The 18,254-nt window shown below is 69.7% G+C and carries 22 protein-coding genes and 1 pseudogene; 13 read left to right on the top strand and 10 right to left on the bottom strand.

Features of this window, described 5'->3' with window-relative positions:
- The 4 genes from CIK06_RS03555 to CIK06_RS29105 form a co-directional block, all read right to left on the bottom strand.
- On the bottom strand, positions 1-723 hold the full coding sequence (locus tag CIK06_RS03555; RefSeq protein WP_095563610.1) for an N-acetyltransferase: 723 nt from the start codon (positions 721-723) through the stop codon (positions 1-3).
- 30 nt (positions 724-753) lie between these two features.
- On the bottom strand, positions 754-1,374 hold the full coding sequence (locus tag CIK06_RS03550) for a response regulator transcription factor (protein ID WP_095563609.1): 621 nt from the start codon (positions 1,372-1,374) through the stop codon (positions 754-756).
- Between the two features lie 226 nt (positions 1,375-1,600).
- The gene (locus tag CIK06_RS03545) at positions 1,601-3,118 is read right to left on the bottom strand and encodes a S8 family serine peptidase (RefSeq protein ID WP_232533995.1); all 1,518 of its coding nucleotides are present in this window, start codon (positions 3,116-3,118) and stop codon (positions 1,601-1,603) included.
- A gap of 127 nt (positions 3,119-3,245) precedes the next feature.
- Positions 3,246-4,712, bottom strand: coding sequence for a hypothetical protein (locus tag CIK06_RS29105; RefSeq protein WP_157756593.1), 1,467 nt, complete (start codon positions 4,710-4,712; stop codon positions 3,246-3,248).
- Between the two features lie 135 nt (positions 4,713-4,847).
- On the opposite strand from CIK06_RS29105, the gene CIK06_RS03540 reads away from it, so the two are divergent.
- Entirely contained in the window at positions 4,848-6,290 is a 1,443-nt protein-coding gene (locus tag CIK06_RS03540; RefSeq protein ID WP_157756592.1) for a S8 family serine peptidase, read from the top strand.
- An 80-nt stretch (positions 6,291-6,370) separates the two neighbouring features.
- Positions 6,371-6,706 carry an antibiotic biosynthesis monooxygenase gene (locus CIK06_RS03535; protein ID WP_095563607.1) on the top strand — a complete coding sequence of 112 codons (336 nt, stop codon included), beginning with the start codon at positions 6,371-6,373 and terminating at the stop codon, positions 6,704-6,706.
- A 119-nt stretch (positions 6,707-6,825) separates the two neighbouring features.
- Here CIK06_RS03535 and CIK06_RS03530 read toward each other — a convergent pair whose 3' ends face one another.
- Complete coding sequence (locus CIK06_RS03530; protein ID WP_095563606.1) at positions 6,826-7,431, bottom strand: TetR/AcrR family transcriptional regulator; 606 nt, start codon at positions 7,429-7,431, stop codon at positions 6,826-6,828.
- A 131-nt stretch (positions 7,432-7,562) separates the two neighbouring features.
- Here CIK06_RS03530 and CIK06_RS03525 point away from each other — a divergent pair, with 131 nt between their 5' ends.
- Positions 7,563-8,666, top strand: coding sequence for an aldo/keto reductase (locus tag CIK06_RS03525; protein ID WP_095563605.1), 1,104 nt, complete (start codon positions 7,563-7,565; stop codon positions 8,664-8,666).
- Positions 8,667-8,677: 11 nt separating this feature from the next.
- Positions 8,678-9,055, top strand: coding sequence for a nuclear transport factor 2 family protein (locus tag CIK06_RS03520; protein ID WP_095563604.1), 378 nt, complete (start codon positions 8,678-8,680; stop codon positions 9,053-9,055).
- 213 nt (positions 9,056-9,268) lie between these two features.
- On the opposite strand, the gene CIK06_RS30550 is transcribed toward CIK06_RS03520, so the two are convergent.
- The 3 genes from CIK06_RS30550 to CIK06_RS03505 form a co-directional block, all read right to left on the bottom strand.
- Positions 9,269-9,577, bottom strand: a complete 309-nt coding sequence (locus CIK06_RS30550; protein ID WP_232533994.1) for a helix-turn-helix transcriptional regulator — start codon at positions 9,575-9,577, stop codon at positions 9,269-9,271.
- A 536-nt stretch (positions 9,578-10,113) separates the two neighbouring features.
- A complete protein-coding gene (locus CIK06_RS03510; protein WP_095563603.1) occupies positions 10,114-10,389 on the bottom strand; it encodes a hypothetical protein in 276 nt (91 codons plus the stop codon).
- Between the two features lie 51 nt (positions 10,390-10,440).
- On the bottom strand, positions 10,441-10,833 hold the full coding sequence (locus CIK06_RS03505; RefSeq protein WP_095563602.1) for a YbaB/EbfC family nucleoid-associated protein: 393 nt from the start codon (positions 10,831-10,833) through the stop codon (positions 10,441-10,443).
- A 362-nt stretch (positions 10,834-11,195) separates the two neighbouring features.
- Here CIK06_RS03505 and CIK06_RS03500 point away from each other — a divergent pair, with 362 nt between their 5' ends.
- The 4 genes from CIK06_RS03500 (at position 11,196) to CIK06_RS03485 (ending at position 12,857) form a co-directional block, all read left to right on the top strand.
- The gene (locus CIK06_RS03500; RefSeq protein ID WP_095563601.1) at positions 11,196-11,450 is read left to right on the top strand and encodes a type II toxin-antitoxin system Phd/YefM family antitoxin; all 255 of its coding nucleotides are present in this window, start codon (positions 11,196-11,198) and stop codon (positions 11,448-11,450) included.
- Complete coding sequence (locus tag CIK06_RS03495; protein ID WP_095563600.1) at positions 11,447-11,821, top strand: type II toxin-antitoxin system VapC family toxin; 375 nt, start codon at positions 11,447-11,449, stop codon at positions 11,819-11,821. The genes CIK06_RS03500 and CIK06_RS03495 overlap by 4 nt, the downstream gene beginning before the upstream one ends.
- A 359-nt stretch (positions 11,822-12,180) precedes the next feature.
- Complete coding sequence (locus CIK06_RS03490) at positions 12,181-12,429, top strand: Arc family DNA-binding protein (protein WP_095563599.1); 249 nt, start codon at positions 12,181-12,183, stop codon at positions 12,427-12,429.
- Positions 12,426-12,857 (top strand): type II toxin-antitoxin system VapC family toxin, encoded by a 432-nt coding sequence (locus CIK06_RS03485; protein WP_095563598.1) that lies wholly within the window; start codon positions 12,426-12,428, stop codon positions 12,855-12,857. The genes CIK06_RS03490 and CIK06_RS03485 overlap by 4 nt, the downstream gene beginning before the upstream one ends.
- A gap of 259 nt (positions 12,858-13,116) precedes the next feature.
- Here CIK06_RS03485 and CIK06_RS03480 read toward each other — a convergent pair whose 3' ends face one another.
- Positions 13,117-13,563, bottom strand: coding sequence for a plasmid pRiA4b ORF-3 family protein (locus tag CIK06_RS03480; RefSeq protein ID WP_232534235.1), 447 nt, complete (start codon positions 13,561-13,563; stop codon positions 13,117-13,119).
- Between the two features lie 279 nt (positions 13,564-13,842).
- Here CIK06_RS03480 and CIK06_RS03475 point away from each other — a divergent pair, with 279 nt between their 5' ends.
- Positions 13,843-14,199: a nitroreductase/quinone reductase family protein gene (locus CIK06_RS03475; protein ID WP_095563596.1), complete on the top strand. Its 357-nt coding sequence runs from the start codon at positions 13,843-13,845 to the stop codon at positions 14,197-14,199.
- Positions 14,200-14,353: 154 nt separating this feature from the next.
- Here CIK06_RS03475 and CIK06_RS03470 read toward each other — a convergent pair whose 3' ends face one another.
- Positions 14,354-14,572, bottom strand: a complete 219-nt coding sequence (locus tag CIK06_RS03470) for a hypothetical protein (RefSeq protein WP_232533993.1) — start codon at positions 14,570-14,572, stop codon at positions 14,354-14,356.
- A 168-nt stretch (positions 14,573-14,740) separates the two neighbouring features.
- Between CIK06_RS03470 and CIK06_RS03465 the strand changes: the two genes are divergently transcribed.
- The 4 genes and pseudogenes from CIK06_RS03465 to CIK06_RS03450 all read left to right on the top strand — a co-directional run bounded on the left by CIK06_RS03465 (position 14,741) and on the right by CIK06_RS03450 (position 18,245).
- On the top strand, positions 14,741-15,163 hold the full coding sequence (locus CIK06_RS03465) for a hypothetical protein (RefSeq protein WP_157756591.1): 423 nt from the start codon (positions 14,741-14,743) through the stop codon (positions 15,161-15,163).
- Positions 15,160-16,446 (top strand): hypothetical protein, encoded by a 1,287-nt coding sequence (locus CIK06_RS03460; RefSeq protein WP_095563594.1) that lies wholly within the window; start codon positions 15,160-15,162, stop codon positions 16,444-16,446. The genes CIK06_RS03465 and CIK06_RS03460 overlap by 4 nt, the downstream gene beginning before the upstream one ends.
- 107 nt (positions 16,447-16,553) lie before the next feature.
- Positions 16,554-16,916, top strand: a pseudogene (locus CIK06_RS03455) (transposase family protein); the annotation flags it as partial.
- Between the two features lie 243 nt (positions 16,917-17,159).
- Complete coding sequence (locus CIK06_RS03450) at positions 17,160-18,245, top strand: IS110 family transposase (RefSeq protein ID WP_095567532.1); 1,086 nt, start codon at positions 17,160-17,162, stop codon at positions 18,243-18,245.
- Positions 18,246-18,254: the final 9 nt, after the last annotated feature.

Genomic DNA, 18,254 nt, shown 5'->3' with positions numbered 1-18,254 from the left:
CTAGACCTCGGTCACCTCCAACACCCGGGTCACCGGCGCGGCGTCACCGAGCGCGGCACGGTGGGTCAGCCGATCGGGATCGGCCAGGAAGGCCTCGTAGCCGGTCCGCGAGTCGAACCGGATCACGTGCACCTCCGTCCCCTCCGCGGTCCGCAGCCGCCGCTCCAGCCGCCCACCGTGCCGGCGCAGCAGGCTCAACACCGCGTCCTCGTACCGCCGGCCCGCCTCGACCTGCCCTGCGGCCATCTCGACCAGCGCCACCAGCCGGACCGCGCCGGCCGGGTCGGTCCGCAGGGACTTCCAGAAATGCAGGTCGACGTGGCCGCCCGGGATGCCCTCCCGGCGACCGGTGTCCTGGTAGCCGTGCCGGCGGTAGAAGTCGGGCGCCTGGAACGAGAACGAGGAGACCGAGATCTCCGCGCAGCCACGCCGCCGGGCCTCCTGTTCGGCGGCGTGCAGCAGCCGGCCGCCCCAACCCCGGCCACGGCTGTCCTCGCGTACCCAGAGCAGGTTGATCCCGGCGCAGTCCCCCCAGGTCCAGCCGGTCAGGCCGGCCAGCAGGTCGCCGTCCGGGCCGGTCACCCGTACCGAAAAGTCGGACTCGTCGCCGGCGCCGGTCGCCCGGTTGTTGTACGCCGTCAACTCCTCGCCCAGCCGGCGCTCCAGCTCCCGGTCCGGACCGTGCACCCGCAGGTCGGCACCGGCATCGCGCTCCGTCGTCATGGCTGGAGTATGGCCGGCGGGTCGCCCCGGCTAGCGGGTCAGGTGGCCGCGCTCTATCGCGATCCGGGTCAGCTCCGCCTTGTTCCCCGCGTTGAGTTTGGCGCGGATCCGCTTGGCGTACGTGTTCACCGTCGCCTCGGTGAGGCCCATCCGCCCGGCGATCTGCGCGTGCGTGAGCCCTTGGGCGATCCAGCGCAGCGTCTCGACCTCGCGCGGCGCGAGACCGGCCGGGTCGACGTTGCGACCGGGCACCATCTCCGCCTCGAAGCGCCCGGTCAGGCCGGGACAGACGTAGAACCCGCCCTCCCCGACCGTCGTGAGCGCCGCGACGATCACGTGCCCGTCGCAGTGGTCGGCCACGAACCCGCGCGCACCGGCCCGAAGCAGCGCGCCGAAGCCGGGCGACCCCTTCCAGGACATGGTGACCACCACCGGGCAGCGGTCCGCGACCCGCCCGATCGCCGGCAGTGCCGGATCCCCCGACCAACCCGTCAGATCGACGATCGCGACATCCAGCGGTGCGTCCCCGGCCAGGAGGTCGTCCACGCAGCGCGCCGAGGCCGCGACCGACAGCCGCCCGCTCTCGGCGACGAACCTTTCCAGGCCGGCCCGCCGTACCGGGTGTTGGTCGACGATCGCGCACGCGGGCATGTGTTCCTCCGGCTCGTACGGGCGCAACGGCTGCGGACCCGGGTCACCCCAAGACGGAGCGGGACGGTGCTCGGTTCACGAACCGGGGTGCCGGGCCGGAAGCAGGACCCCGGCCCGCGCCGGCCCGACCGCGCCGTCCGGACCGCGCCGTCCGGCCGAGACCCCGGCCCGCGCCGTCCGGACCGCGCGGGGCAGGAGCGCCCCGGTCGCCCGTGCCACCCCCGCGTCAGTCGAGGTCGTCGAGGTCGTCGGCGGGCCGTCGCGAGCGCAGCACCACCAGCGCGACCGCCGCGACCAGGATCAGCACCACACCGGCGATGGCCAGCGTGCGGAGCCAACCGGCACCGCCCTCCCCCGCGGCGACCGGCTCGGCGTGCGGTTCCCCACCCACCTCGGCGGTGACGGCCGAACCCGGATTGATCATTCCCCAGCCGTACCGCTTGTCCGGGGCCGCGGTGCCCATCCGGTCGGCGGTCCGTTCGATCCGCGAACGCACCTGGGTGGCGGTCAGATCCGGGAACGCCGACCACACCAGAGCCGCCTGGCCGGCCACGAAGGCCACCGCGAACTGGGAGCCGCTGTTGGTGATGGGGCCGGCGCCGCCAGGCCCGATGCTCGCGACATCGATGCCGGGAGCGACCACGTCCACGCTGGACTCCAGGTACGCGGCCGCGAGTTGGCCGTCCGAGCCGACACCGCCGACCCGGATGATCGCACCGGCCGAACCGCTGCCGGGCGACGGCAGGGTCACCGACTCGGTGGGTGCCGCCACCACCACGACCACGTCGTGACTCAACGCCCTGGTGAGCGCGTCCAGCACCGCCGGATCGCGAAGGCTGACGTACGAGCCGATGGCCAGCACCGAGGCGCCGGCCGAGACCGCGACCTCGATCGCGGTCGCCTGGTCCGCGGGCTTGGCCTCGGAGCCGGCCCGGACCACCCGGATGGGCAGGATCGTCGCGTCGGGCGCGACACCCGGCGGCGCGTTGTCCGATCCGCCGGTCCCCGCGATGATGCCGGCCATCGCCGTACCGCTGCCGATGCAGTCGGTGTCGCCGCGTCCCCGTCCGGTGGTGATGTCCGCGCCCACCGCCACCCGGCCGGCCAGTTGGGGCGCCTGGGCGTCGACACCGGAGTCCACCACGGCCACCATCACACCGTTGCCCTTGGTCCGCTCCCACGCCTGGTCCGACGCCATCTGCACCTGCGCCCAGTCGGACTGCCGGCTCGACGCGGTCGCGGCGGCGCAGCCGTTCGACGTGCCGCCGGCGCCCGGCGAACCGCTGGCCGACGCGCTCGGCGATGCGCTCGCCGACGAGGTGGGCGCGGTGGAGGCCGGCGGCCTCGGACCCGGTGGCGTGGGCATCGGCGTGGGCACGGACACCCCGGGCAGTTGGCCGTACTTCACCCCCGGCCCGGCCGCGTCCCAGGGCAGCACCAGCACCCAACCCGGATGCAGCACCTGCGGGTCGGTCAGGCCGGCCCGATCCGCCTGCACCCGCCCGGAGTTGAGGTTGTAGATCTCCGCGGCCCGCTCACCGCTGCCCAGCAGCCGCACGGCGATCTCGGTGAGGTTCTCCGGCTCCCCCTGGTACGACTCGGCCACCGTGTAGTACTTCACGTACCCCGGCAACTGTCCCTGCGGGACGGCGGCCGACACCCGTACGCCCGCCGTCTGGACGGCGCAGCAGACGGCGATCAGCCCCACGAGGAACCGTCCCAGGGTCCGGCAGGTCAACGGCACCGGTGGTCTCCTCCACTGCGCGACGGATCGGACGCCGACCCGCTTTCGGATCCACTCTGCGCGGGTCCGCTCTCTACGGGTCCGGCCGTCGTTCCGTTCAGCCGGATCCGCGCGGGTCTGCCCCCGGTCATGATCGCCCACCGGGCCGGATGGACCACCGGCCGGCCGGCGTCGCACCGACGATGATCGGTACGGCGTGCCCCTGGGTGACGGTGGCCAGGTGCCGCGCCGCCGGCCCGGGCGGTCCGGCGCAGAACACGACGTGCGGCTCGGGGCGTTCCGCGCCGGCGGCGGGCAGGTCCGGAAAGCGGTCCAGCGGCCGGCTGCCCGGTACGGTCTCGTCGAGGGTCCCGTCGACGACCGCGACGCCGAGCCCGGCGGCCCGTAGCTGTCGGGCCAGCCCCGCGGCCTGGCGCCGGCAGTCACGCTCCGGCCCGACGATCGTCACGACGTCCGGCGTACGGGCAAGGTCGACCAGCAGCCGCCAGCCGCTCCGGCTGCCCAGCACCAGTGGCAGGGTGACCGGCGGCGCCGGCTCGCCGTCGGCCAGCCAGGTGAACGCGGGTGCCCCACGGCCGGCCGCGATGCCCAGGAGCCGGACCGTGACGGGTCCGGCGTCGGTGTCCAGTTCGGTGCACAGTTCCGCCGCGTCGGGATCGTCGGGCAACGGCGGTCGGGGCCCCGGCGCGGCCGCCGCCGGCCTACTGGCGGACGCCGGCGGCCGCGGCTCCGGTCCGTCCGGCGCCGGATCATCTGGTACGCGCTCCGCCAGCTCCGGCTCCGACGGTACGGCTTCCGCCGGCGCGGCCTGTGACGGCTCGACCTCTGGCGGCGCGGCCTGTGACGGCTCGACCTCTGGCGGCTCGACCTGTGACGGCTCGACCTTCGGCGGCTCGACCTGTGGCGGCAAGGGCTTCGGCGGTACGGGTTCCGGTGGCCACGGGCCGGTGGCGGCCAGCGCCGGCCGCCGGCCGCGCAGCACGCGGACCGCCAACGCGAGCAGCAGGATCGTGACCGCGAACCCGCCGATCCGCAGCATGCCGCCGTCGATGGCCATCCGGGTGTCCACGCCGCCGCCCGCCGCGACCCCGGCCGAGGACCCGCCGGTCGAGGACCCGTCGATCGAGGACGCGTCGATCGAGGAACGCCCGGCCGGCAGCCCGCTCGGCGCCGGATCGGCCGGCGGGCTGGCGAGCACCCCCGGTCCGCGCGCATCCGCCGGCAGCAGCAGGACCCAGCCCGGATGGATCTCCATCGAGTCGGTCAGCGCGGCGCCGTCGGCCTGCTGACGGCCCTGGTTGAGTCGCACGATCTCGGCGTACCGGTTGCCGTTGCCCAGGGTCTTGCGGGCGATGTCGTAGAGGTACTCCCGCTGGCCGTTCATCGGTTGGCCGACCACGTAGTACTTGCCGGCGGGGTCCGGCACCGCGGCGTCGGCGGGATCGGCACCGGCGGGATCGGCACCGGCCGGTGCGCCCAACGCCGCGGCGGCCAGCACCGCCAGCGCGAGTCGGGAAAACCTCCCGAGCCTTCGCCGACCCACGGACGCCCGGCGCGGTGCGGCGTACCGGTGGACCAGATCCGCCATCGCCACCTCCGAAGTGTACGGCCGCCGGGACACCCACAATGCTGCCTCTATGACGGGCGACGCCCCGATCGGTTCATCGCGGACCCGGCCCGCGGCCGGCACACCGAACTACCATTCCGGGTGACCGCCGGGAGGCGCCCCGTGACCAAACCGCCGGACCAACGCCGCGTCCGGGTCCTCATGTGCAGTCTGCTCGGCTGCGTACTGGTGGTGCTGAGCGCGACGGCCGAGCCCGCGACGGCCGCCCCGTCCAGCGCGACACCGGGGTTCACCAAGTACTACGTCGTACCGGACTCGCCGCAGCCCGAACGACTCTGGGATGTCGCGGCCCAGTTCCTCGGCGACGGCAGCCGCTACCCGGAGCTTCTGGCCCTCAACCGGGACCGGTTGCAGGCCGACGGCGGCACGCTCACCGAGCCGGACGTGCTGCATCCGGGCTGGCTGCTCATCCTGCCCTGGGATGCCGCCGGCGCCGGGATCTCCTACGGCACCCTGCCGCCGACCTCCCCCGGCCGGGACGGCGACCCGACCGATGCCGGCCCCGGGCCGCCGACCGGTGGCGACCCGCCGCCGGGATCGGGCGACCCGGCCTGCGTCGTACCGGCCGCCGGCATGCCCGACGCGGTGCCCTGGGCGCAGCTACGGCTGGCACCGACCCGGGCGTGGACCCGCAGCCGCGGTGCCGGCACCACCGTGGCGGTGGTGGACACCGGGGTCGACCATGCCGCACCGGCGCTCGCCGGCCGGGTTCTGGCCGGTCAGGACGCCGTGCCGGGCGGGGTGGCCGGCGACGGGGACTGTCTCGGGCACGGCACCGCGATGGCCGGGATCATCGCGGCCGGCCCTCGCGAGGGCAGCCCGTTCGTGGGAATGGCGCCGGAGGCGACCATCCTGCCGATCCGGATCCGGGTGGCGACCGGCGGCGACGACACCGTACGGGCTCGGGTGGTGGCCAGCGGCATCCGGCGCGCGGTGGCCGGCGGCGCCCGGGTCATCGCGGTGACCGCGCAGGTCGATCTGGCGCAGGTCGACCTGTCCCTGGCGATCGACGCCGCCATCACCCGGGACGCGGTGATCGTCGTGCCGGCGGCCCCGGACGGCCGCTCGGCGGCGGAGCGTCCGGGACTGCTGCGGGTCGGCGCCGCGGGCGCCGACGGCAGTCCGGCCGTCGACTATCCGCCGGGCACCGTCGACGTGCTGGCCCCGGGGGTACGGGTGACCAGCATCGGACCCGGCGACAGTGGACTGGTCGAGGGCACCGGGGTGGACTTCGCCGTACCGTTCGTGGCCGGCCTGCTCGCGCTGGTCCGCTCCGCGGACCCGGACCGGTCTGCCGTTGCCGCGGCCCGCGCGGTGCGGACCAGTGCCGGCCCGGGCAGCCGGTCCTCCGATCCGGACGCCGGCCGCGGCTTCATCGACCCCGCCGCCGCCGTCGGCGCGGCACCGCTCGGCGGCCCGGACCGCTCGGCCGGCGGGTCCGGTTCGAGTTGGGCTGTCGCGGTGCTGGGCCTGGTCGCCCTCCTGCTGGGCGCGCTGGCGGTGGTGTTCCACCTGCGGGCCTCGGGTCGCCTCGGGCGACGGTGATCGAGCGCGAGTCTGCTGCCCTGCAAGCCCTCGCCGGGTCCCTGCCGTGGCCGTGCCGGCCAGTCAGACAGAATAGCGACATGACCATTGTCAAGATCAATGCCATCACGGTACCGGCCGACAGCGGTGACGAGCTGGCGCACCGCTTCGCCGCACGCGCCGGCGCCGTCGATGATCAGGACGGATTCGAGGGCTTCGAGTTGCTCCGCCCGGACGACGAGCGGACCACGTGGCTGGTCATCACCCGCTGGCGCGACGAGGAGGCATTCCAGGCGTGGGTCAGTTCGCCCGCGTTCGCGCACGGCCACCGTTCGGCCGCCGAGCGGGCAGGCGAGCCGACCCCGCCACCGATCGGCGTACACAGCGAGGTCTGGTCCTACACTCCCGCCGGCGGGTCGACCCCGGGACAACCCTGACCAGGCCCATGCGAACCAGCCGGCGACCGTCGCCGGTAACCCGTTGCCGCCGCCCTTGGGCAGTCAGCCCGATGAGGGCGGCCTGGAGCATTTTCCTCTAGGGCGTGGCCGATCGACCGTCAGGCCGTGCGGGCGCCGGCCCGCAGGCGTTCGATGGTGAGATCGAGGGCCGCCTCCAGATGATCGATCTTCCCGGTGGAGAGCAGCAGCAGTACGCCACCCTGAATGCTGGCCAGCAGTGCCGCCGCGGCGCGGTCGGCGTCCACCTCCGGGGCGATGTCCCCGGTCGACTGCATGTGCCGGATGCCTTCGGTGATCGCCTTCTGCCAGCGCCCCATGAGCCCGGTCACGATCGCCTGGGCGCCCGGCGCACGCCGGCCGGTCTGGCCGAGCAGGCCGTTGAGCGGGCACTTCACGCCCTGTTCGAGGTAGCGCTCGATGAGCCGGTCGCGCCACGCCAGCCAGGCCGGCCACGACGTCAGGTTGCTCAGCATCGGCTCCTGGTCGATGAGGACCTGGTCGGCCTCGTGCTGGGCCACCGCGAGCAGCAACTCCTCCTTGCCGTCGGGGAAGTAGTGGAAAAGCTGGCCCTTGCTGGTGCCGGTGGCGGCCATCACGTCCTCAAGGCGTACCTCATCGACGCCGCGCTCGCGGATCTGCGCGGCCGCGCCGGCGACGATCCGCGCCCGGGTCGCCTCGCCCTTGCGGGTCAACGCCCGTGTCATGGGACCTCCTGGTCTGCATCTGCGGGTCCAACCCTAGCGCAGGTTTGGACTTGCAGGTCCATTTTTAGCGAGCAAAGGTCTTGGACACGCGGCCCGCACCGGGCCGGCACCATGATCGGGAGGACGCAACGATGAACCACTACTACCTGCTCGGGCGGTCCGGTCTGCGAGTCAGTCGACTGGCGCTGGGCACCATGAACTTCGGCATCGACGGTTTCCATGCCGCGTACGGCATGCCCGAGGAGGAGGCCGAGCCGATCTTCCGGCGATACCTGGAGGCGGGCGGGAACTTCGTCGACACGGCGGACTTCTACACCGCCGGGGAGAGCGAGAAGATCCTCGGCCGCCTGATCGACCGGGCCGGCGTCCGCGAACGGCTCGTGCTCACCAGCAAGTTCACCAACACCGTCGACCCGACCGACCCGAACGCCAGCGGCAACGGCCGCAAGCACATCATGCGGGCCGTGGAGGCGTCGCTGAGTCGGCTCGGCACCGACTACATCGATCTGTACCTGCTGCACACCTGGGACCGGATCACCCCGGTCGAGGAGGTCGTGCACACCCTCGACGACCTGGTGCGCGCCGGCAAGATCCGGTACGCCGGCCTCTCCGACGTGCCGGCCTGGTACGCGGCCCGGGCGCAGAGCTACGCCGAGGCGCACGGCCTGGCCCCGATGATCAACCTGCAGCTCCCCTACTCACTGGTCGGCCGGGGCATCGAGGCGGAGTACGTGGCGATGGCCCAGACCGTCGGCATGGGGCTGACCGCGTGGAGCCCGATCGCCAGCGGCCTGCTCAGCGGCAAGTACCGGCGCACCGGCGACGGACTGAGCGGGACCGGCCGGTTGACCAATCCCGAGGCCGGCGGTCGCGCGGTCAGCCCCAGCGAATGGCAGGTCATCGAGACCCTGGAGAGCGTGGCCGCCGAGCTGGGTCGCAGCATGGCCCAGGTCGCGATCAACTGGGTAGCCACCCAGCCCGCCGTCGCCTCGGTGATCATCGGGGCGAGCAGCGCCGAGCAGGTCGCCAGCAACTTCGGCGCGCTCGACTTCGAGATCCCCGCCGACGCCCGTCGCCGCCTCGACGAGGCCAGCGCCCCGATCCTCGGAATGCCGTACGGCATGTTCACCCCGCAGTACCAGTCATGGGTGGTGAGCCCCGGCCTCGGCGTCGGCGACAAGCCGGCCGGCTACGCCCCGCCGGTGTTCAACGGCGCCGCCCAACCCGCCAAGTGAAGGAACCTGACATGACACAGAGCAACGACACCCTTTTTCGTGAGTTCGTCGAGGCGTTCAACACCAAGGACGCGGACCGCCTCGCGCCCTACCTGCACCCCGATGTCGTGTTCCACGCGTACGGCGACGAGCGGGTGCGCGGCCTGGACGCGGTCCTGGACGTGTGGCGCGGCGTCTTCGGAACGTTCGCGGAGATCCGGTTCGCGACCGTGCACCAGGCGGTCGACGGCGACGTCGTGATCGCCGAGCAGGTCCACGGCCTCGGGCTGCCGGGTCGGCCGGTGGCGTCGGTCATGAACATGGCGATCTACGAAATCCGCGACGGCAGGATCGCCGCCTGGCGCGACTACACCAACCCGCAGTACGCCAGCACGCTCGTCAGCGGCTGACCGGCCCCGCGTGACCGTGGCCACGAACCCGCCACCCGGGTCTCGTGGCCACGGACCCCAGCTTCCTGGACACATCCCGCCACGAACCAGCAGGTCAGGGAAATGCGTGGGCCGGAGGCAACACCAGGCGAACCAACCGGCGACCATCGCCGGTGACCCGTTGCCGCTGCGAATGCGCAGGTCGGGAGCGCAGCTCGGCGCCCAGGTGCAGGATCAGGCGATCTGACGGAGATCGCTGCCGTAGCCGAAGATGATCCGCATCCGGGCGCCCAGCGCTCGGGCGTACCGGCTCAGGGTCGCGACCTCGTTGGCCTCCAGATCGCCGTTCTCGATCCGGCTGACCCGGCCGGGCGTGACCCCCATCAACTCGGCGACTTCCCGCTCGGTCCAGTCTCCGCGAGCATGTCGATCGCTACGTTGACCGACCGGTACGTCGCCGGATCGGTTTGGCGGAGCGAGCCCAACCAGTCGCGGACATCGCTGGTCGTTCTGATCGCCCAGCGACAGGCGGGCCGTGGGCATGAGCCAAATATAGCTGGGCCTATACCTTGAGGCAGCATGCGAACCGAGAAGCGAAGGTCGAGCGCCGCCCAGGCACTGACCGACACCGCATCTGGCATCGCCCGCATCCACAACATCGTCCTCACCGGATGACACCCGGCACCGTCACCCGGCAACGCCTCCACCGAGTTACGAGACACCCTTCAGGTGGTCTTGGACAGGACGCCTGCGTCCAGTCGTCCCACCGAGAAGATCAGCCGGCCGAGCACCAAAGTTCTCCTGACCGGCCGCGGGTCAGGACAGTTGCGCCGCCGCCAATATCAGGCACCATGGATTTAATGTACCCAATTCGGCTGGTACACCTACCATACGAACCGTAAACGCCCAGGTCGGCGACATGATCGCGTTCGGTGGTGGGCCGGACGTTACACCATGCGGACCGCACCACCGCCATCCTCGGCAACCCGCTACCGGGACGTTTGACCAGTTCAGGACAACCCCGGTGAATCAGCTGAGAGAAAAACAAACAACAACCGGTCGTCCGCCGTTCGCACAACCTATGAGGACTCCGACGACTCGACCGTGGTCCAGCGACGTCCAACCTTGACGAAATCAGCGTCAGCCCGATCGATCACAAAGATCGTTTCACCCGTACGACGGGTTCGTGGTGTCGGATGGTCAACTCCGAGTATCCGAATAGGATGCCCGGTTGCTTCATCGTACAAGCGCGGAATCCCGACGAACTCAACCGGCTGGGTGGCACCGACCGCGACGATTCCGCCCCGTGCGGCGATGTCGAAGACCTCGTTGACGTGGAATTGGATGACCGTCACGGTCGACTCCCTCGGTAGCGCTCCAACGCCGGCACTTCGCTGTCGTAGGCCTCATCCTCCAGCTCGCGCGTCCCTGCCGTCCGGCGCCGGGAACCGGGCGTCGAACGAGCCGATCACGGCTCGGCCGGCCTCACTGTCGGCACCCACCGTCGCCCGCACCTGTTCGACCACCGCAGCCGACAACACCGCCTGCGCCCGCTGCATCACCGCTAAGATCTCCCGAGCCAACTGCGGACCGGACATTTCATGCACCCGGTCATCCAGCTCCAGGGCTTCCACCTGGCCGGCCGACCCGACCGTCACCCGAATCGCCCCGTCACGGCCCTCGGCCGAACCAATCAACCCGGCAACCCGCCGCGACAGCTCCACCGCCTGCTGAGCCTGGACATCCACCTGCGACACCCACGAATCCAGCCACTGTTCGGCCGCGTCAACGTCGTTCACCGGAGTCTCACCTTCACCGACATCCAGCCCACGCTATCGACGCCCCGCCAAACAGCCAACACACCAACGCCCCCCGAGACGCTGCCGATCCCCCTAGATCCACCCGCGGCAACACGCTCGAGCTGGCGGTTCGCGCAATGCATCACTCGATGGCTGTAAATATGTGGTAAACCAGGTTGTGGGCCGGAGGTACCACCAGGCGAACCACACCGCCACGATCGTCGGTGATCTGTTGAGCCTGTCTTCTCACGGGCATGAACTCGGACGGCGGCTGGCGACCCGGGCCCCGAGTAACCAAGACCGCTGCCGCATGCGGGCAAGCAAGCTAGACTAACCCCTTAGCTAATGCGAGGAGGTTGCGCATGTCGGCGGAGGCCGCGCACTACAACATGCATGATGCCAAGACCCATCTGTCGCGCATCATCGAACGGGTGGAACACGGCGAGGAGATCATCATCGACCGGGCGGGCACCCCGGTGGCGAAGGTCGTACCGCTGGTACGGCGGGCCAACCGCACCGCGATCGGCTCCCTCGCCGGCCAACTCGACCTCTCCGGCGACTGGGACTCACCACAGACCAACGCCGAGATCGCCGACGGCTTCGGCATCGGCGCATGAACCTGCTGCTGGACACCCACGTCGCGCTCTGGGCCATCACCGGCGACCCGACCCTCGGCACCGAGTTGCTCGACCGGCTACGCCATGAGCCGGACATCTTCCTCTCCCCGGCCACCCTGTGGGAGATCACCATCAAACAGACCACCGGCAAACTCGCCGGACCACCCGACCTGGCAGAGCGGGTAAGAGACATGGGCTTCCGGGAACTCCCGGTGACCCACGCCCACGCCATCGCCGCCGGCCGCCTGCCCTCGCATCACCGCGACCCCTTCGACCGCATGCTGGTGGCACAGGCCATCACCGAAGGGCTGACCCTCGCCTCCCGCGACCCGTCGCTAGCGCTGTACGACGTGGACGTCCTCAAGGTGTGACCGGACAGCCCGATCCACGCCCGATATCCGCAACAGGCCCCGGCCCAACTCGCCCACTGGCCGCCCGTCCCACTCCGGACGGCGCCGATTGCCCAACCCCGACACAAGCCGTGGCCTGCAGCTTCACGGGTCGCTGACCCCTCCGTTTGGGTATCCGTTTCGGTGCGCCGGAGGTACCACCATGCGAACCACACCGCGACGATCGCCGGCACGCCGCCGAAGCTGGTCCTTGCGGATCAACGTCTCAGGATGATCTCGAGCGCCCCCCTCCTCGGGGAGATGAATCGGCCCGCTGGCTAAAGTACTGAGACCGTACTGCTAGCATTGCTGTCATCTGTGCGGGTACAGGAGGAGGAGCTGTGGCGGCCCTGAGCATCAGAGATCTCGACGACGCGGTCCGAGAGAAGTTGCGGATCCGCGCGGCGCAGCACGGCAGATCCATGGAAGCCGAGATCCGGGACATCCTCACCGCCGCCGTCGCCGATGAGGCGCCGGGAAACGATCTGTTCAGCGCGCTGACCGAACGCTTCGCGAGACTCGGCGGCGTCGAGTTGGAACTGCCAGCCCGATCCACCCCACCCCGCGCGGCGAGCCTGCCCGAGCGATGATCGTTCTCGACACCAACGTCGTCTCCGAGCTCATGCGGGCCGAGCCCGCGCCCACGGTGGTCGCATGGCTTCGGCGGAACTCAAGCGCCGGCCTCTACACCACGACCGTCACCGTCGCCGAGATCCGCTACGGCATTGCGCGGTTACCCGAGGGCCAACGCCGGGAATCGCTGCATCAGGCCGCCAACGAGATCTTCGCCGCGTTCCCGCGCCAGGTGCTGCCCTTCGATCTCGCGGCAGCCAGCTGCTATGCCGAGGTCGTCGCTGATCGAGACCGGCTCGGTCAACCGATCGACGGCTTCGACGCCCAGATCGCTGCCATCTGCCGCGCCCAGGTTGCCGCTCTGGCCACCCGAAACATCAAAGACACCGATACGGGCATCGAGATCATCAATCCCTGGCAGGAGACGACCAGTGGAGGGCACTGAACCCTTCGGTGTCCAAAGGGCGATACCCATGACACGAACCACAACTGTCCCGTTCAGCACCGAGATCAAATCACGGAGTGGGCGCAACGAGGCAGACTGTGGAAACGATCACAGCGCTGATCGGCAGCCCCTGTGCGTCAGGGTGAGTTGAGGCCAGGTCACGGCGCCTTCGACATCGATGCATGGACGGACGGTTGGGATGGTCAGCCGTCACCGGTTCGCTGCAGGACCCCGGTCTGGCCACCCGACGATCGCGGCGTCAGCCGTCATCGATTATGCCGACCAGTGAGGACAGTGCCCGGTTGATGCGACCGAGGTTGTAGACACGTGCTTCCGCGGGGATTGGGTTGTGGGGTATTCGGCCGTCGTCATCGTCATACCAGTCCTGGCCGTCCTCCGCCGGAGTCGTGCCCGCGCCAGCGATGCACTCGATGCCAGTCGCATCGCCTCCGGTCGCCACCTTCTCGATGACGATCTCGTGGTCCCAGCAGTCACCGAGGTCGTATCGGTACGCCAATTCGCGAATGCCGAGCGCGGCCAGGTCGGTCATGGTGACCAGCTCGGACGGGACCGTGTCGTCGAGTTCGACGTAGCCCGGGGCGAAGCGGAACGGCCCGGCACAGAACACATGGAGGTGGTCGTCGTCCCAACCGGATGAGGTTTGGATCGCCAAGTGCGGGCCAAGCATTGTGAGTTCTCCCGGCACAGACGGCCGTCGCCACACCCGATGGCGACCTAACGCCACCTTGATGACGAGCCGGGGCTCGGACTTGTCCTCCGGTTGTTGGACCAGGCTCAAAGCCGTGTCGGATCATCCTCGCGGGTTCGAGCCGGGTGTGGAAGACGGCTAGCCCGGGCCGGTCGGGGCTCGAACCCGGCGCGGGTGGGACGGATTCGAAGGTGACCGGATCCGCCGCCGACCGCGTAGCCCGTGGGGAGACGGCGACCTTGACATGAAGTTCGCTTGAGGTCGGAGTATGGACGCATGCGGCCGACGGACGAGGCAGTGCAGGCGTTGGAGCGGCAGCGCACGATCGAGATCAGCACGATCGGGCGACGGAGTGGCCGGCCGAGGCGAATCGAGATCTGGCGCTATCGCGCCGGTGGCCGCTACTGGCTCACCGGGAGCCCGGGCCGGCGGGACTGGTACGCCAACCTGCTCGCGCGTCCCGAGTTCACGCTGCATCTGGCCGACCTCGACCTTCAGGTGCGGGGGCGCGCCGTGACCGATCCGGACGAACGGGCAGTCGTGTTCGGCGAGATCGTGCCAGCTCTGGACTGGGCCGGAAGCCTGGAGAGCTGGATTGCCGGAAGCCCGCTGATGGAAATCGAGCTGGGATGACGCCGCATACGACGAGGCGGGGCACCCGACGTCCGGCACTGCGCGGCCGCAGCCCGCCGACCATGCACGGAACCGCCCCCGGCGGCCCGGCGGGTGCCGTACTCCTTGGCCCGCTTTCACACAAAGACGGTGGGCAGCCCCGTCAACTGCGACATCACCGTGGCGAGCGGGATGCCGCCCATATCCATCCCGCCGGCACATCACACTCCGGCAGCGGGGTCGCCATCGCCTCGGCGACCTCACGCAACAGATCCGGCTGTCCCTCGAACAGGCACTTGTCGAAGTGTTCGTCGCTGACCTGCCCGGACCGCAGCTGGAACCGTCCGGTCAGTTGGCAGCTGTCGTAGACGCGGCGCGCGGGCGGATGAGTCACCCGCCCAGCCTCGCATCCACCCGGACCGGGCAACCGTGCTCCCTCCTGCGGGCCGACCCCCGTCGGCGAGAAGCTGGGAAACCTCGCGTTTAAGACGACGGACTATCCTCAAGAGAATCAGCGCCGGTTGACGGTCGATCGGATCACGATTGGAGCCCGCGTTCACCGATGGATAACGTCGCAAAAGTCAGGATTCCGGGACTCACTCGACTCGACACACTCGCACTTGAGGAAGCCGACTCCAACCTTTGTGTCAAGGTGGAGCCGGAGCACGATCTGGGCGCCTATCACCACGGCGACCTGGACACCTTCGTTGCCGTAGTGAATCTGGTCGGTGCTGTGGTTCCCGCGCTCGCTACCTTCTTCACCACATGGTCAAGCATGCGCGCCACCAAATCGGCCCAGGGTCAGGACCCGACACCGGTCATCCAGGTCGAGTACTCCGCCGGTTTCGGAGACGACCGGTGGGAGCAGATGTCTGTCCGCGTGCCGGGATCCGAACCCGAGCACATCGAAGCCGTGATCAGTCAGCTGAACACGATGCTGGCGCGATCCCAGCGACCTCTGCCGCCGGACGACGATGCGGCGTGACCAGAAGCTTCACCGATCCGGTCTTCAACCATACGGCGCTTTCCGAAGCTCGCACCGCCGGGCTCCTGCCGGTTCTGCTCGACCGGGAGGAAAGCTCGGGACTGGACTTTTTGCCGACGTTCATGCATGAGGCGACCCACCACTGGTGCTTCTCGTCATCGGTTGGTACGGCCATCGGGCTACTCCAGGTACGCGGCCTCCTCCGTCTCCTACAGGCGCAGGGGCAGAGAAACGCAGCCGCCCGACGGTCCCTCGAGCTGTCCATGTCCGAGGATCTGCTCCGCGCTCAGGCGATCCTGACCCTGATGGGTCCGCTCGCCGAGGGTCTGGCTCTCTACGCCGAGTTCGATGTAAGACCGTCCTATCGGCAGCCGGTGTTACCGCCTCCGCTGCGGTGGGTTGTATCGTTCGCGCACGGCCTGCGAGACCCCGGTAGGCGGCGTCCTGCCGCAGGCATGGCTTGGAGCCGTATGGCCGTCGGACGGCTCGGCCTCGACCAAGTGCTTCGCAAGGCGGATCTCCTGGTAAGGCCGCTCGATTGCGACGACGGCTACCTGGCCGGCTATCTCTTTGTCAGGAACCTCCACTCCATAGTCAGGTCCCGCGAACCGCGCCTCACGCAACCCGACGCCTTCCTGTACCTGGCCCAGCAGCACTTCTACGAGTCGGAGCAACTCGTGGACGCCCTGCTGAATCCCGAGCTTCGCCTGCCCGACGCTCTCGTCGCGATCGGGGAGACGTTCACTGATCTGGTTCGAACGGCGTCATCCGGAACGCTGCCGGGGTTGGCCGACCGATACGAGGCCGCTGTTTCCTCTTCTGACTCCTGGTTTGCGAGCACCACCGCGAAACGATCAGGAATGGACGAAGTCCCAGCCAGGCTGACCACGGCATGGGAAGCCGCGATGCACGAAGAAATGGCCGGCCCCGGCGGACAGAGCAGCCTCATGCGACTGCTCCAAGGGCTCGCCGTGTCACGCGACCTGATGCACATCGGATCCGTGCCCGCCACCATCACTGCCGATGGTCCTGACCATGCGATAGCGCAAACCACGACCGGCAGCAGCGCCGTTCGGGTACGTACGGCGTCCCGCGATGCGGCCATTACGCCCACCGGTTGGATCGAGGTCTACCTCGCAGTTCTTGGTGGCTACAAAGTCCTCGCACTCACCAACGACAACGGACAACTCGTCGGAGCCGACTCAGGTGACGATGGCGATGAGCTGCCCGACGGGTTTCGAACCATGATTGACGCACGGACCACTGAGCCTTTTCCAACCTGATCTTGCAGGTCAGCCCGGGTCGGCAGGGGGTGCTGATCGATGAGGGCGAGGCTCCAGGTAGGACAGCAAATCGACCAAGACCCGATGCCCCGACCGGGAGCCTCGCCATGCTGTCCTACCCTGCCACGATCCCGTTGTCCAGCCGGACCCTGAACCACCTCGCCGAACGCATCCGCGGCCACCGCCAGCAGCGCAGATCCCGGTGGAGGCGGCTGACCCCGGGCCGCCAGGCACTACTCGCCCTGGCCCACCTGCGCAACGGCGACACCTACACCCGCCTCGCCGCCGGCTTCGAGATCGGCGTCGCGACCGCCTGGCGCTATGTTCAAGAAGCAATCGCCCTGCTCAGCGCTGCCGCCGAGGACCTGGACACCGCCATGCGGCGCATCCGGCAACTGGCCTACGCGATCCTGGACGGCACGCTGATCCCGATCGACCGGGTCGCCGACCAGAAGCCGTACTACTCCGGCTGTGAGAATCTCTGTATGCCGCCTCGGGGTTCGGTCTGACCCGTACTCTGGTTGGCCCTGTCGGTGCCCTGTGCTTGATCTGTCGACCGGGTTCTGTGGCGGTGCTTGCTGCCGCCGAGCCGGCGTGGCGTGTCCCGATAGGGGCCTTGCCGTTACAAGGCACCGTCACAGTCCTGACCGCGGGCGCCGGCCCGGCGACGGCCACCGTTTCCGTTCCTCGATGAGAGAGCAGCCGTGACCATCATGCCGCAGGAAGGCCAGACTGAGACCGGCGACCACGAGGTGGTGTTGGGCGTCGATACCCACAAGGATGTGCACGTCGCGGTCGTGCTGACCACGTTGGGTGTGCTGCTGGCCGGTCGAGACTTCCCGACGACGAAGTCGGGCTACCGCGACATGGTGATGTGGGCACGCTCTTATGGCCCGCTGCGTCTGGCCGGGGTTGAGGGCACGGGATCGTACGGGGCAGGGCTGACCCGGCTGCTACGTGCAGCGGGCGTGCATGTCATCGAGGTCAATCGGCCGGACCGGTCCGTGCGGCGCCGGCGCGGCAAGAGCGATGCGGTGGATGCCGAGGCCGCCGCCCGGGCCGTCCTCGCCGGAGATGCGACCGCGCTGCCGAAGACCGCCGACGGGCTGGTCGAGGCGATGCGGATCTTCAAGACCGCGAAAGATTCGGCGGTCAAAGCCCGTGTCCAGGCCATCAACCAGCTCAAGGCCATCGTGGTCACTGCCGAGCCCGCACTGCGTGAAGCCCTCGCCTTGCTGAATACTTCCCGGCTGGTCGCGCGATGCTGCCAGCTCGACGTCGATGCCCAGGACGCCGTCACTGCGGCAAGCTTGTACACGCTACGACAGCTCGCCCGCCGCATCCAGCACCTCGAGACCGAAATCCGCGATCTGCAGCACCGCATCGCGGGCGCGGTGCAATCCACAGCACCAGAACTGCTGCGGATCAGCGGCGTCGGCCCCGACACAGCCGCCACGCTACTGATCGCCGCCGGCGACAACCCAGGTCGGCTTGCCAGCGAGGCGTCCTTCGCCGCCCTTTGCGGAGTCAGTCCAGTCGAGGCGTCCTCGGGCAAGACCCAACGTCGACGACTCAACCGCGGAGGCCACCGCCAAGCCAACGCGGCGCTGTACCGAGCCGTGCTCATCGGACTGCGCTGGAACCCGAGAACGCGGGACTACATGCAGCGACGGACCGCCGAGGGTCTGTCCAAACGCGAGATCATCCGCTGCCTTAAGCGGTACCTCGCCCGCGCCATCTACCGGATCATCATCGCCTCAATGACCCCGACAACACCGCCACAGCCCTCTACGGCTTGACATACATAG

The sequence above is a fragment of the Plantactinospora sp. KBS50 genome, assembly GCF_002285795.1.
Classification (GTDB): Bacteria; Actinomycetota; Actinomycetes; order Mycobacteriales; family Micromonosporaceae; genus KBS50.
The sequence above is the reverse complement of the archived record's forward strand: the minus strand, read 5'-3'. Positions and strand labels throughout refer to the sequence as shown.

Excerpts from the sequence above, each read along its gene's own strand:
- CIK06_RS03500 (WP_095563601.1), top strand. The coding sequence starts at position 11,196 with ATGTCGGCGGAGGCCGCGCACTACAACATGCATGATGCCAAGACCCAT.
- CIK06_RS03465 (WP_157756591.1), top strand. The coding sequence starts at position 14,741 with ATGGATAACGTCGCAAAAGTCAGGATTCCGGGACTCACTCGACTCGAC.
- CIK06_RS03475 (WP_095563596.1), top strand. The coding sequence starts at position 13,843 with ATGCGGCCGACGGACGAGGCAGTGCAGGCGTTGGAGCGGCAGCGCACG.
- CIK06_RS03495 (WP_095563600.1), top strand. The coding sequence starts at position 11,447 with ATGAACCTGCTGCTGGACACCCACGTCGCGCTCTGGGCCATCACCGGC.
- CIK06_RS03555 (WP_095563610.1), bottom strand. The coding sequence starts at position 723 with ATGACGACGGAGCGCGATGCCGGTGCCGACCTGCGGGTGCACGGTCCG.
- CIK06_RS03530 (WP_095563606.1), bottom strand. The coding sequence starts at position 7,431 with ATGACACGGGCGTTGACCCGCAAGGGCGAGGCGACCCGGGCGCGGATC.
- CIK06_RS03485 (WP_095563598.1), top strand. The coding sequence starts at position 12,426 with ATGATCGTTCTCGACACCAACGTCGTCTCCGAGCTCATGCGGGCCGAG.
- CIK06_RS03450 (WP_095567532.1), top strand. The coding sequence starts at position 17,160 with ATGCCGCAGGAAGGCCAGACTGAGACCGGCGACCACGAGGTGGTGTTG.
- CIK06_RS03535 (WP_095563607.1), top strand. The coding sequence starts at position 6,371 with ATGACCATTGTCAAGATCAATGCCATCACGGTACCGGCCGACAGCGGT.
- CIK06_RS30550 (WP_232533994.1), bottom strand. The coding sequence starts at position 9,577 with ATGCCCACGGCCCGCCTGTCGCTGGGCGATCAGAACGACCAGCGATGT.
- CIK06_RS03525 (WP_095563605.1), top strand. The coding sequence starts at position 7,563 with ATGAACCACTACTACCTGCTCGGGCGGTCCGGTCTGCGAGTCAGTCGA.
- CIK06_RS03520 (WP_095563604.1), top strand. The coding sequence starts at position 8,678 with ATGACACAGAGCAACGACACCCTTTTTCGTGAGTTCGTCGAGGCGTTC.
- CIK06_RS03550 (WP_095563609.1), bottom strand. The coding sequence starts at position 1,374 with ATGCCCGCGTGCGCGATCGTCGACCAACACCCGGTACGGCGGGCCGGC.